A 12936-nucleotide genomic window follows, 5' to 3' on the forward strand; every position below is an offset into this window, starting at 1 on the left:
AAACTTGTTTTTTTTCTGCACTGGTAGCTCAATCGGATAGAGTACCCGGCTACGAACCGGGCGGTTAGAGGTTCAAGTCCTCTCCAGTGCGATGATTATCTCAGCATTTCCAACGGGTCCTTTTGAAACAAATGCTTATGTGATAGGTTGCCCTAAAACACATCAAGCAGCCATTATAGATCCTGGAGTCGGCAGCGCTAAAGTTATCGCAAGCTACTTGGCTTCTCAGGGCCTAACTCCCACTTTCATTTTACTCACTCATTCTCATTGGGATCATATTGCAGAGGTTTTGCCTCTTAAAAATCAATACCATATTCCAGTCGCCATCCATCCGTTAGATTCACCTAATCTCGAACATCCAGGTAGCGACGGGCTCCCTTGCTGGATCGCGTTTGAAGGGGTCATCCCCGATCAATTTTTAGATGAGGGCCAACAAATTACAGTAGGGCAAGCCATTTTCACAGTGATTCATACACCTGGCCATTCTCCAGGAAGCGTTTGTTTTTATTGCCCCCAAGAACACCTCTTAATTTCGGGCGATACCCTCTTTCAAGGCACTATTGGCAATCTTTCGTTTCCGACTAGTCAACCAGAAAAAATGTGGAACTCCTTGGATAAATTAACTCAATTGCCTGCTTCCACGAAAGTCTATCCAGGACATGGGCTAGAGACAACCATTGGCGCTGAGTCATGGCTACCAAATGCAAGAAAACTCTTTGATCATCATTAATTTCCATTCTACAATGTTTTATACCATTGCTCACCACCAGGAGGTATTTTATGGGAGTACTAGTGGGAAAAAAAGCCCCAGACTTTATTGCAAAAGCCGTTGTCGAGAATAAAATTGTCCAAGATTTTTCCCTTTCTCAATTTAGAGGTAAAAATGTGGTTCTATTTTTTTATCCGTTGGATTTTACATTTGTTTGCCCAACCGAGCTCCACGCTTTTCAAGAAAAATTAGAAGCTTTTGAAAAAAGAAATACGCAAGTGATTGGATGCTCGGTTGACAGTCCTTATTCTCACTATGCCTGGGTAAATACCCCCAAGTCCAAAGGGGGAATTGAAGGTATCACCTACCCGATTGTCTCGGATATTAATAAAACTATTGCGCGGGATTACGATGTTTTAATCGAATCTGAAGGGGTTGCCTATAGAGGCTTATTTTTAATCGATGGTGAAGGAACCGTCCGCCATCAGGTCGTCAATGACCTCCCCTTGGGTCGTTCGGTCGATGAGGCGATCCGCATTATAGATGCCCTTCTTAACTTTGAACAGCACGGAGAAGTTTGCCCAGCCAACTGGCAAGTGGGTAAGCAAAGCATGGTTCCCACGCAGGAAGGCCTTAAAAAATACTTTGCTTTTCAAGCCTAATTACGACCTTGTTGGGCTATCTAATAAGTAGTCACATAAATCTGCTCCGAGGAGGACAAGGATGCTGGGATAGATTTTGCCCAACAAGTTAAGAGCATAAATGATTTCAGAATCTCCCGCACCTGGAATACCTCTCGCATCTATTGGCGTGAGAAAAATTTGGCTTTTAAAAGGCGGAGACCTTCTAAGTAATCCTGAAAGCTAAATCCCTTTTTCTTGGCAAGAAAAGAAACAAGATCGCGCCGGTAAAGCAAAGCTTGCATAACCAAGTGCAATCCTCTACTTTTGGGTGGAGGATTCCCTAAATATTCCACTAATGGGAAAGTGTCTTGCAATAATAAGCTATCTGAAATTCTCCTTTCTCAGCTTCTCCACACCCCATCACGGTATAATTTGATTGCGCAGCTGCTATGATTCAAAGTGGATCACCTACCCCAGATTGCTTCCATATCGGAAAGTCTATTGATGGCTTACCTTTTTAATCGTTGAGAAAATTTTGCTTCCCAACTTTAATAGGCCAGGTACATGAAGTTACGATAAGTTTTTTGCATAAAAAAAATTGATCATGCTTGAGAGCAAGCTTTAATTAAAGGACAAGGTGCGTTGTACATTATTCGTTTTATGACCTACTCTGGCGGTCATCGCTTCTCGCATCACATTTTCTTGAATAAGAGGAGCTAAGCTTGGCCAAATGACCCCTGCCGCACTAGACCTGGTGTATTGGGATAAAATTTCTCTAGCCACGAGTTTAGATAAATCGGCTTCGTTCTTTTTTGAGGCTTGTCTAATCTTATCCATGCATTCTAATCGCAGCTGCCTGACTTCTTGAGCAAGCTTTGCAGCTCTTTCCATAATCAAAGAATCCACAATTGAATATTGATTAGCTAGCCTTTCAATAGGCTGAGGATTTTCTTTTAACGTATTCCGCACAATGATTTCATAAAACCTTGCATAAGCATGCGAGTGCAGGTCTGAGGCTTCCATCAAATGTTGGAAGACACGCAAATTCCCGGCAGCACATTCTAAAACAAAAGCTTGCAATGTGTTGAAATCGAACGAGTTTGTTTTTAATATCAATTTTAGAGTTTTCAGCTCACCTTGCTCATTAAACATCAAATGGCGGGGGGATAAGTAAGCAGGCGAAATTTGCTGTTTTACTAGCCATAAGATCAGGGTAGCTAAAGGCCCCACTTGGTCTTCATCTTCTTTCGAAAACTGTTCCCTTTGGCTTTTCCAGTCAAGGTTTAATGGGGTGGTTAAACGCTCCACAATCGCGCAAGCTCCCGTTGCATCAATTTCAAAGATTGTAGGCATTTTAAGCACATAGCCCTGATCAGCTTCCAAGCTTTTACGAATGCCCAAAATGGCTTCATTGACGGGTATCGTCACAATTTTTTGAGTGTCTCCCTGAATAGCAAAATGGATAGTCCGATCAAATCCTTGCAGTTTTTCGCCAATTCTATCGCCTAACACGAAGGGTTTTCCATTGATAAAAATCGTATCACCTGGTTTTAATTGGCTTCGCCAAGCAAGGTGCAGAGGGTCTTCTTGTGAGAAAAAATTGCAGCGATGTTCCACAAGGCTCATTTCTAATTTTACTAAACTAGGCTTGGAAGCTTGGTTTCTGCCAAATTCTTCGACCAGAGATTTCAAAAAACGGTGAAAAGAGCGAACTGCCATTTTATTTTTATTTTCATTTAAAAAATCGGCCCATTTATAGAGCTGCTCTTTTTCCTCTTCTCCTATCTCTTGTCCGTGTGAAAGCTTATAAAAAATGGAATAGGGCAGCGGCCCTTGAAACAGCTCTTCTACATCTAAAATGGATTGTAGAGTCTTTATGTGGAGGTACAGCTCTTTACAATTAAAAACTGAAGAAACACCCTCTTCTGGAGGGCTTAATTGCTTTCTAAAAAAATTTTGAAGGCGTGGATTTTTATTATAAACCTGTTTAAGAAAAGGGTCAGTAGCATCAAACCATTTAGTCAATAGCTGCCGACATTTTAGATAGGCATTATCATTTATGGGGGCTTTTAGGCTTTTTTGCATAATATAATGGCTATAGTGACCAGCAGATTCTTCGATCATTTTAACATGCTGGTCAAAAATTTGCTGAGTTTTAATAAAAGCTCTCTGCAACTGCCGGTCCCGGAGACGTTTTCCCGCAAAAAAGTATACGACCCTCCATATTTTCCCCCACCCCGATTGGGTATTATAAATGCGATTTCCCCATAGGCTCCCCACTAAACATTTTTCAAGTGCTTCTCCTTGGTCCAAAGTCGAATAAATTTCTAAAAAATTATTTTTAATTAATGAAATATTCAATTGCATAATTGTGTTTGCATCCTATCATACAATCCATGCCTTTAACTATCTCTACGGTTGAATTTCTGCTTTTAATGGACGTTTGCCTGAAGATAGATCAAAAATTTCAGTTTTCAACATAGGGACTTGATGGCCCATTGGAACTACAGCTTCTGGAACTTCGTTTCTTTGAAATACATTATAAGGGGCTGCTTGAGTGGTCCCTTGCCCAGCTCTTTTACTTGAAATTCTAAAGCGGTCGTTATCTAACAGGTAAGCTTTTTCTTTTTGCTTATCTTCCCTATCTAAATATTCTTGCTCAAACTTGACAATGTTGCGACTTTGCCAATAATATTCCACGCGTTTATGCCAATCATCTCTCCTGACATCTTTATAATCAAACGCATAAAAGCTGACTAATCCTTTATGAAGAGTCATAAATCCCACATAAAATGGATCAATAAAAACCCCTTCATACGATTCAAAATTTACAGCGATATCCAATTTTTCAGGGTTTAACTCCCCACCTGCTTGTGCGACAAGAGCGTATTGTCCATTAAAAAGGTAGAGGAAGTCTTCCACCACTTCTACCAATAATTCCCTTGCTTCTCTTACCTCAATGGCATGTTGGGTCGTAAATTTCAGTTGAATCCGGTTGAGTTTTCTATTACTGAAGATTACCTGAGAATCTTCCAAGATGAGATGTTTGTATTTTTTTCGCAAATCTTGAGCATAGAGCATGATTGTACGAGAAATATCTTCTGTGCTTGTTTTTCCCCCTGCTTTATATTCTCGCTCATATAAGGGTTTAGGGAGATTTGTCTTTTTAAGCTTGACACAGCAGGGTAAGAGAAGGAGGAGAAGAATAGGAAACAGCTTGAAATAGTGCATAATTAGCCTCTAAAGAGTGTCAAAAGTTTTATTTGCATCCTATTTCTTTTTAAGCTTTTTTTTAAAGAAAAACTCAAAGATTAGCCCAAATTGAGTCTGAAGCGACTGGAGTTTAGCAATCTAGAATATTTTTATTTAAGTTCAACTTAGATTGTGTAGAAATGAAAAATGGCTTTTTTGCTCTTTTGCTTCAAAAAAAGTTTCATAGCCGTCCTTTTTTTCCTGCATGAGAGGTGATTAAAAGGAGGATCGAAGAACTTTCCAAGAGCTTGGGATAACTGATGGCTTATTGAATTGTCTTGCTAAAAATAAATTAACGCACTCTTATTTATTTTTAAGCAAGAAGAGGGGAAATAAGGGATGTAAATAGCCACAGAGGAACCTTTTATAGTTCCTCTGTGTGCAAGAGCTTAGCTCAAGAGACTTGATTAGAACGCGTAGATCGCTTGTAATCTATACTCTGAATAACTGTGCTGATCTCCAAGGCTCTTTCTGATTTGTGTGGACCATTGTACACGAGCATCTAAAGAGAGGTTATCAGTTACAGCATACAAAGCCTGTAGTCTCCAGCCTTTGTAGTTGGTATTACCACGACCTTCATTGTATAAAGATTCGTTAAGCACGTTTCCACGCCCAATTCCAGCTACATCTTCATCTGGTACAGCCCGAGCTTGTACGTATTGGTACTGCACATCTACAGACCAGTCGCCTTCACAAATTACATCACCGAGTGTGAAACCTGCGTACCATGCAAAGTTATCACGCTTGTGGCGATGCTTGCCAGAATCTGTCTGCTCTTGAGTAGCGAAGATAGGTTGGTGTTTACGTGCAGCTGTGTTCCACAATACAGCACCGTAGACTTGAGCTGGTGCGTAAAGCATTTCTGGATCTAAGTGATAGTAACCAGTGAACTGAGATACACAGAAATTAGAGCCACGTGGGTTGCTTACTTTGCAACGGTTTTTTCCATGGTTATTCCACCAGTGTTTTTTCCAATCGATAAAGGAGTATTTAAAGTCAACACCTGAAGCATAAATATCGAGTAAGCCAACTTCACCTATAAATGCAGCATGGCTAGCTTTTTCGTCTACAATAAAGGCACCTAAATGAACATACCAATCAGCAAAAAACTCGGAGTTGCTGTCGTATTTTACTAAGATACCATCAAAACGGTTTAGAAATTGAACGCTGGAATCAAAGACTGTGTAAAGAGGACGACGACCAATTTCAATATCAAAACGGGCACCTTCGTTGGTGTAAAGGTTATAACCTAAATAAGCTTTTCTAAGGTTGATTGAATCGCCAAATCCACTTCCATGTAGAGCTTCTGAAGAAGTTGCACAATCTACTCCATCAATACCCGCAGAGTTATCAAATTGCAATTGAACTACGCCCCATGTGCTGTCGGCAGAATATTCAACAGTGAGGTTTGCTTCCATGTCATAGTCATCGCGAGGAATAAGCTTCCAATCTGCTTCATTCCCTGGATAATTTTCTGGAATAGTTGTCGTGCCACGTAACTTGTGGTGGTCACGCTTTTCTTGCATGTGTCTCCACTCTGTACGAACGTCGCCAGAAACTGTCAAGTTGCTTGCTTTTTCAGCAACGTTGATTGTGCGCTTTGTATTGATGTAATCTAGCAAAGCATCCCAATCTCTTTCATTGAGTTCATCGTTAAAGCGTGCTTCGTCGCCAGTTTTATCGTTAGCTGAATCTGCATAAATTGCAGAAGAAGTGAAACCTAGAGCTACCAGTAATGGCAACAAATACCTAAAAAGTTTCATGATTTTCTCCATTTTTGTTTGTTGCTAAGTTCTATTCAAATATTCTTTGCTAATCCCACCAAATTGTACTTGTAAGCGACTCCTGGGCTGGTCTCTTATTTTATCCCTTTATTGACACGAATCCCTATGACGGGCTAAGGGCGTATATAAGATTTAGTACATTTTTTGTAAATACAATTTGTAAAATTCCTTTTCGCTTTCGTAGCTAAAGCAGGCAATCTCGCTTTGGAAGCGACTGATTTAATTCGGTTGCGATCCTTGCTTTTTACCGTTCCCTTACAGGGGAAGCTTATGCTTAGGCTGATGTAAAGCCAAAAACGACTGCTCGTTGCTAACGTTTTACTGGATTTGAGGAGATTTAGTCAACATCTATTATGTTTTAATGCATTTTAAGTTGTCGAAAAAGACTATAGGTTGCTTTGTTCTTTTTAAGCAGTCTGCTCGCAAGCTATTGTAAATCAGAAGCAAGCTAACTCTTTCGAATTATTTATAATATTCGTAAGGATGGTTGTAAATTCCCCAAGATAAATCTCTGCGACTCCCATCTAGCCATTTATCCCAACTTGCCATAGGAGCCCCCGAGCTCCCAATAGGATCGACCCGCCACAGCTCTAATTTGTCTGTGCCTGGGTTAATCACAAACCCAAATTCTTCTTTTACCCAGTTAGTATCCGCAAACATAAAAGGAGCGGGGGTCGCATAGCCTAGCTTGCGTGCAACCAAACTAATTTCCTTGTGATAATCGATCGGAAAAGCTGTTTTCTCAGTAACCAAGCAAATTAAGCTTTTACAAATCTCTCTTAAAAGGTGGGCTGTTAGATAAGCGTAACTCTTACGCGTTAGGATATTTAAGTTAGCTACGGCTTTTTTGATTTCCTCTAAAATTCCAGACGAAAATCCCGGCAATAAATTCACGATTTCTAAAGCACGCTCTTCAAGTTGCTCGCGAGGGAATAAAGGAAGCCAGCTATACAAATAGCTATCTAATTCTTCTGGCAAAAGGGCTGGCTGATTCCCTCTTTGTAAACTTCTATCTTTTTCAAAAGCACTTGCGATCAAATTTCTTAGCTCAGAAACACTTTTTCTTCCATAAAGATGCGCACATGCCTTTCGAAAATAATGGCGATAGCTAGGGGGGATTTTTTGTGCAATTAGCTCTACTAAAACTTGAACAGCCTCTTCTTCTAAAAGGAGTTGTTCAGTAAATGCTTGAGCAGGCTTTAAAAATTGATCTCTAAGCCAAATATAGGTATAGGATTCGTCTCGCCAGGCTTCTTTTAAACGATCAGTGCCTGGCTTTAAAAGAAAGGCGTGTGTTGGCGAATGCATCAACAGCGATTTATTGGAATTCTGTTCGAATTCATCTTGAATTTTAGGAGGTAATTGCTTCAAGGTTTCAACCAAAAAAACAAGGAGTTCCATAGGGTTTTCTACCCACCGAGAAACCTCAGAAGGCTTTTGTTCTCTCGCAAAGTAGGCGCTAACCAGCGTACTCATCGAGCCACCCGAAGTATAGACCCATGGCTTTTTCTCAATTTTATCTAAATGATCCAAAGGATTTTTAACTATTTTAGTCTGATGAGCTGTTGCCATTCGATAAAAAGCTGTCTCTAAAAATTCACGCGTGCGAATGTGGCCAACTACAGCTGAAATCATTTCTGAAATGTCTCTCTCCAATCCCGAGGCTAGAGGATTATTTTGAATTTCGCTCTCGGTGGCAATGAAAAAAGAAACAAGGGCCTCAATAAATTCGTTTTGATCTTGGATGAGCGTCCATTGTGACGTATTGCTTCTCCCATGTTTAAATAGAAGCCGAAAGCCCGCCGGGCTATCATCATAAGGGCCCGTGGTCACATCATGCATATCGGCATCATAGACTTCTTGAAAATAGGAGGGAAATAGCTCATCGTACATTTCAATCAGCTCATTAAAAAGCTGAGCCAGCTGCCGAGCTTTAGCATGCATTTCATCCCTAAGTTCTTGTAAAACGTTCAGCTCGTTAACTTTACTTTGATATTCCACTTTCATCCACTTAACTTCTTGTTCTGTCGAAGCGCGCCCGATCCGTTGTTCTAAGTATTTGACTTGCGAAAATAACATTTCATACTCAGTTTGACGATCCTGGACTGCCTGATTGCATTCATCTAGTTTCTGTTTAATCATCTGATAAAATCGCTCTCCTATTCCTCCCGGTTCTTCCGGGGCAAACCCCAAGCTCGAGTATAAATTCCAGCGAGTAAAATGGGCTTTTGTTTCCGCAAAAGAAGCTAAAGTAAATTCCCACGATTTCAATAAAGCATTATCTGTTAAGGCCTTAAAAGCACTTCTTGCATTTTCAAGCTTAACAAAAAAATGGGCGCACGCTTGATTTTTTGAGACTTTGGCAAGCCCCCCGGAAGGCATACTTTGAATCAATAGATCGGTATAAAGCATCCCTTTTGAGCGGTTTGCATAATCGTTTAAGTCTTGTTGCGTCAGGCCTAAGTGCCCTAAGAGAGCCTCATAAATTAAATCTTCGGCAGAGATCAAAAAGTAGGGGAGATTGCCTTTATAATTTTTAAGAATTTTTTGAACGGCTTGCTTTGTTTTTTGGATTTTTGATTTTAAAGATAGGCCTGCTGAAACAATGTCAGCATTTTCAAAAGCGACCAATAACCCCGGAGAAAGCCAAAATTCAAAATCTTCGGCCACATTTCTGAGGATTAAAAACTGCCTTCTTAGCTCACCAGCTCCCCAACTTGTACTCAGAGGGGCGGAATATTCTATCCCTCCAAATGTGCGTTTTAACCTGCCGGTAGACAGAATCTCTTTGAGGTCAGTTAAAAAAAGTTTAGGCTGCTCATCATGCACTAAAATGGCAGGAGCAGTCGCAAAACAAGATCCCACATTTTGACGCAAGTAACACATCCAGGCGGACAAAGCTGCACGCCGCGCATGGGCATCCGTGATAGAGATGTTTGAAGGGAGTTGAAGTGTATCGCGAATGATCTGATCGGCAAATTTATGCTGGTAAGGGCGACTGATACTTTTCAAGGCAAGAGATAGCTCTTTGTCGGTTAATAGAAGAGATAAAACATGCAGGATATGCTCTTGCCTTTTAGCATCGTATTGTCGATGGGGGCCTAAAGAATATAAATAAGTCTTAAAAAGCTCCATTAAAGGGGAAATGAGCGAAAAATTAATTTCTCCCTCGTCATTGATCAATAAATTCGCCAGCCTTCTTGTGCGCAAAACATTTCTAGCCGAGCAACTTTCTTGAAGGGAAGAGCGATCCATCCGACGAGATAATTCTTCATATTCTTCTGCACAAACACGCTTTAAATTATCCCCATCTTTTGCATCGTTATGTTGCCTAATTTTTGTGACAATCGCAAATAAGTTTTGGAATAAACGTGGATCTTCTAAGGAGGCTTCAAGCTGTAAAAAGAGTTGTTCAATTTTATTTGAATCCACAAGTTCCTCTCTAATTTAGATCCCTTTCGAATTTCTTTTTCTTGTAGATTTTTAAAATTTGTACAAGTTTTTTGTCTTACTTTTTAGCTTATCCGACTGAGGAGGACAAAAAGCAAGGCGGAAAAAAGTTGGGGTAAAGACAAGCAAGATACAGAGACTTCGAAAAAGCTCCCTTGACTATTGCCGAGTATACAATCTAAGGATTGTTTGCAATCAAGCTTTTTAAACAAAACAATCGGATATAATGTGGAAATCCGCTAAAATCACAATTCAACTTTTTCAATGCTATTTTGAGGAAAATTATATCATGTTCGTGAAGGTCAGTGGAACAAAAGTATCAGAAGTGGAGTTGCCAGAAAAAAGCACTGCAAAAGAGCTTGCAGATAAGCTTCACTTAAACGGCCCTAATCAAGCTTTAGGCGTAAACGTAAATGGCAAGGCTGTTGATTTAAGTTATGCCTTAAAAGCAGGTGATACGGTTACGTTTTGGTCATTCGATGATCCCCAAGGAAAAGAAGTTTTTTGGCATACGTCTGCTCACGTGCTTGCTCAAGCTATTTTACGCTTATGGCCGAATGCCCAACCAACCATTGGCCCTCCCATCGAAAATGGTTTTTATTATGATTTTGGAAACTTAACGATCTCCGATCAAGATTTCGAAAAAATCGAAGAGCAGATGCGTCTAATCATTGAAGAAAACCACCTTTCCAAAAGAGAAAGCTTTGCAAATAAAGAGGAAGCACTTAAAGCATTTGCCCACAACCCTTTCAAAGTGGAACTCATCGAAAGCTTTCCAGAAGGGGAAGCACTTACGGGTTATCGACAAGGGGAGTTTTTCGATTTATGCCGAGGCCCTCATTTATACAACTTAGGCAAAATTAAAGCTCTTAAAGTGCTTAAAACCTCAGGCGCCTACTGGAGAGGAAACCCTGAAAACGCGATGTTAACACGCATCTATGCGATCACCTTTCCAGATCGAAAGATGTTAAAAGATTATTTAATTTCAGTGGAAGAAGCAAAAAAACGAGATCATAAAGTTTTAGGCGTAAAGCTCGATTTATTTTCTCTAAAAGAAGAAGCGCCGGGAATGCCATTTATCCACCCGAAAGGCACTATTGTTTGGAATGAATTATTGGCCTACTTGCGCCAATGTTTAGATGAAAAAAACTATATTGAAATTAAAACTCCAACCATGATGACCCGTGACCTTTGGGAATTATCTGGGCATTGGAGTAACTACCGTCAAAATATGTTCACTTCTCAAATTGAAGAACGAGACTTTGCCATCAAACCGATGAATTGTCCCGGTTGCATGCTTTACTATCGCAGTCAAATTCACAGTTATCGCGAGCTTCCTTTAAGAGTAGCAGAAATTGGAAATGTGCATCGTTTTGAACCCTCAGGCGCTTTATCAGGCCTTTTTAGAGTGAGGAGCTTCCATCAAGATGATGCCCACATTTTTATGAAACCAAGCGATATTCGTAGCGAAATTTTGAATGTTCTTAACTTAGCCCATGAAATTTACTCTACTTTTGGACTGACCTATCGCCTAGAGCTATCTACCCGGCCAGAAAAAAACACCATTGGCACAGATGAGGAATGGGCCATTGCTACTGAAGGATTAAAAAACGCATTAGATGAAACCGGACGGCCTTATCGCATCAATGAAGGGGATGGGGCTTTCTATGGGCCAAAAATTGACTTTCATATTCAAGATGCTATCAACCGTACTTGGCAGTGTGGAACTATTCAGCTTGATATGGCACTGCCCGAAAAGTTTACCTTGGAATATACGGCCGAAGATGGGAGTCGGCAACGGCCTGTTATGATTCATCGCGCCATATTTGGATCTATTGAACGTTTCTTTGGAATTTTAATTGAACACTTTTCCGGTCGCTTTCCTTTATGGATTAGCCCTCTGCAAGTTCGGTTAATACCCGTTGCAGATCGGCACGTGGAATATGCGAGAACCTTGCGCAAACAATTTAAAGAAGCAGGCTTTCATTGTGATATCGATGAATCTAATGAATCCGTTAGCAAAAAAGTAAGAAATGCGCAACTCTCGCAAATCAACTATATGTTAACCGTGGGAGATCAGGAACTCCAAAATCAAACAATCAACCTTAGAACGAGAGAAAATGCGGTTTACGGAGAAATCAAGCCAGCGGCATTGATTGCCTCTATGCTTGAGGAGAAACGGACCCGAGCCTTGATTTCCCCTTACCATAAATAAACGTTATACTGCTAACATTTGTTTTTGATTGATCTGAGCTAAAGACTATCTCAATCAAATAGTTGGCAGTATACCTTGACAAGGTTAAACTTATCTGTCTGGAGGATTATTTCTTCACTATGCCTAAGATCATTGCGATTAGCAGCTTTAAAGGCGGCACAGCTAAAACATCGACAGCTTTACATTTAGGAGCAGCGATGGTGAAATATCATAAAAAAAAAGTTCTATTGATCGATTTCGATGCTCAAGCTAATCTCACCACAGGTTTGGGATTTGATCCCGATGAAAACGATAGCCTAGCACCTGTTTTACAAGGAAACAAAGCATTAGCTGAAGTGGTACTTCCGACATGTATTACAGGCTTGGATTTAATCCCCGCTGATACGTGGCTAGAGCGAGTAGAAGTCACGGGAACGTTAGCCACTGATCGCTATTCCCACGAAAAACTGCGCACTATTTTACTCCCTTTAACATATGACTTCATCATCATTGATACTCCTCCTTCTTTGTGCTGGCTAACAGAATCTGCTTTAATTGCAGCCGAGCATACCCTAGTCTGTGCAACCCCCGAATTTTATAGCATCAAAGGGCTAGAAAGATTATCTCAGTTCGTTGAAAGTCTTAGTCAACGCCACCCTTTATCGGTATTAGGAGTAGTTTTGTCATTTTGGAATGCTCGTGGAAAAAGTAATAAAGCTTTCCTCGAAGTCATTGAGAAAACTTTCCCCAAAAAACTCCTTAAGACAAAAATAAGGCGCGATATTAACGTTTCTGAAGCCTCTATTTTCGGAAAGCCCCTTTTTGAAACGATGCCAACAAGCCGGGCTGCAGAAGATTATCTAGCAATGTCAAAAGAGTTGCTCAAAAGACTTTAAATTCTCATGTAAAACAGCTTTACATGGT

8 protein-coding genes and 1 tRNA gene are annotated in these 12936 nt (G+C 40.4%); 5 read left to right on the forward strand and 4 right to left on the reverse strand.

The window, feature by feature from the left end:
- The first annotated feature begins 17 nt into the window (after positions 1 to 17).
- The 3 genes from PARA125_RS01865 to PARA125_RS01875 all read left to right on the forward strand — a co-directional run bounded on the left by PARA125_RS01865 (position 18) and on the right by PARA125_RS01875 (position 1371).
- Positions 18 to 91: transfer RNA gene (locus PARA125_RS01865), tRNA-Arg, on the forward strand.
- The gene (locus PARA125_RS01870) at positions 92 to 730 is read left to right on the forward strand and encodes an MBL fold metallo-hydrolase (protein ID WP_213157022.1); all 639 of its coding nucleotides are present in this window, start codon (positions 92 to 94) and stop codon (positions 728 to 730) included.
- Between the two features lie 50 nt (positions 731 to 780).
- On the forward strand, positions 781 to 1371 hold the full coding sequence (locus PARA125_RS01875) for a peroxiredoxin (RefSeq protein WP_213157023.1): 591 nt from the start codon (positions 781 to 783) through the stop codon (positions 1369 to 1371).
- A 582-nt stretch (positions 1372 to 1953) separates the two neighbouring features.
- On the opposite strand, the gene PARA125_RS01880 is transcribed toward PARA125_RS01875, so the two are convergent.
- From PARA125_RS01880 to PARA125_RS01895, 4 genes are all read right to left on the reverse strand, one after another.
- Positions 1954 to 3699, reverse strand: coding sequence for a hypothetical protein (locus PARA125_RS01880; RefSeq protein ID WP_213157024.1), 1746 nt, complete (start codon positions 3697 to 3699; stop codon positions 1954 to 1956).
- 45 nt (positions 3700 to 3744) lie between these two features.
- Complete coding sequence (locus tag PARA125_RS01885; protein ID WP_213157025.1) at positions 3745 to 4563, reverse strand: hypothetical protein; 819 nt, start codon at positions 4561 to 4563, stop codon at positions 3745 to 3747.
- Between the two features lie 428 nt (positions 4564 to 4991).
- A complete protein-coding gene (locus tag PARA125_RS01890; RefSeq protein WP_249274123.1) occupies positions 4992 to 6347 on the reverse strand; it encodes a putative porin in 1356 nt (451 codons plus the stop codon).
- Between the two features lie 483 nt (positions 6348 to 6830).
- A complete protein-coding gene (locus tag PARA125_RS01895) occupies positions 6831 to 9800 on the reverse strand; it encodes a hypothetical protein (protein ID WP_213157027.1) in 2970 nt (989 codons plus the stop codon).
- A gap of 307 nt (positions 9801 to 10107) precedes the next feature.
- Between PARA125_RS01895 and thrS the strand changes: the two genes are divergently transcribed.
- Both thrS and PARA125_RS01905 read left to right on the forward strand, forming a co-directional pair.
- Entirely contained in the window at positions 10108 to 12033 is a 1926-nt protein-coding gene (gene thrS / locus PARA125_RS01900; RefSeq protein WP_213157028.1) for a threonine--tRNA ligase, read from the forward strand.
- A 119-nt stretch (positions 12034 to 12152) separates the two neighbouring features.
- On the forward strand, positions 12153 to 12908 hold the full coding sequence (locus tag PARA125_RS01905; protein ID WP_213157029.1) for a ParA family protein: 756 nt from the start codon (positions 12153 to 12155) through the stop codon (positions 12906 to 12908).
- Positions 12909 to 12936: the final 28 nt, after the last annotated feature.

It is taken from the genome of Parachlamydia sp. AcF125 (assembly GCF_018342475.1).
Lineage (GTDB): Bacteria > Chlamydiota > Chlamydiia > Chlamydiales > Parachlamydiaceae > Parachlamydia.

Bases quoted from the DNA above. Each gene is read 5' to 3' on its own strand.
- PARA125_RS01870 (WP_213157022.1), top strand. From the start codon at position 92: ATGATTATCTCAGCATTTCCAACGGGTCCTTTTGAAACAAATGCTTAT.
- PARA125_RS01875 (WP_213157023.1), top strand. From the start codon at position 781: ATGGGAGTACTAGTGGGAAAAAAAGCCCCAGACTTTATTGCAAAAGCC.
- PARA125_RS01880 (WP_213157024.1), bottom strand. From the start codon at position 3,699: ATGCAATTGAATATTTCATTAATTAAAAATAATTTTTTAGAAATTTAT.
- PARA125_RS01885 (WP_213157025.1), bottom strand. From the start codon at position 4,563: ATGCACTATTTCAAGCTGTTTCCTATTCTTCTCCTCCTTCTCTTACCC.
- PARA125_RS01890 (WP_249274123.1), bottom strand. From the start codon at position 6,347: ATGAAACTTTTTAGGTATTTGTTGCCATTACTGGTAGCTCTAGGTTTC.
- thrS (WP_213157028.1), top strand. From the start codon at position 10,108: ATGTTCGTGAAGGTCAGTGGAACAAAAGTATCAGAAGTGGAGTTGCCA.
- PARA125_RS01905 (WP_213157029.1), top strand. From the start codon at position 12,153: ATGCCTAAGATCATTGCGATTAGCAGCTTTAAAGGCGGCACAGCTAAA.